This is a genomic window from Vibrio sp. OPT46, from assembly GCF_015163535.1.
GTDB classification, from domain to species: Bacteria; Pseudomonadota; Gammaproteobacteria; order Enterobacterales; family Vibrionaceae; genus Vibrio; species Vibrio alginolyticus.
Genome location: NZ_JADDYG010000542.1, coordinates 1 through 380, shown reverse-complemented (window position 1 = coordinate 380; position 380 = coordinate 1). Strand labels below are relative to the sequence as shown.

The window sequence follows — 380 nt, the reverse complement described above, 5'->3', positions numbered from 1 at the left end:
GATATTGAAGCACTCAAATCATTCTACCTGGATCGTGGTTACTTAAAATTTAACGTTGATTCGACACAAGTTGCAATCTCTCCTGACAAGAAAGGGGTATACATTACTCTTGGTCTAGAAGAGGGCGAGGTTTACACCGTTAAGGACGTGAAGTTCCGTGGTGATTTGATTGGCGAGGAAGCGACGTTCGAAAGACTTGTGCCATTTGAAGACAATGAGACATACAACGGCTCGTTGGTTACTTCAATGGAAGAAGGGATTAAGCGTGTGCTTGGTGAGTCTGGTTATGCTTATCCTCAAGTGAATACCATTCCAGAGTTTGACGACGAGAATCAAGAAGTTTCTTTGGTCGTTAACGTAGACCCGGGTAACCGAATTTA

The 380-nt window shown here is 43.2% G+C and carries 1 protein-coding gene; it reads left to right on the top strand.

Annotation, left to right across the window (positions count from 1 at the left end; translation table 11 throughout):
* Positions 1-380, top strand: a 380-nt coding sequence (locus IQR33_RS22250; RefSeq protein ID WP_322631797.1) for a POTRA domain-containing protein, incomplete at both ends; no start/stop codon positions are given.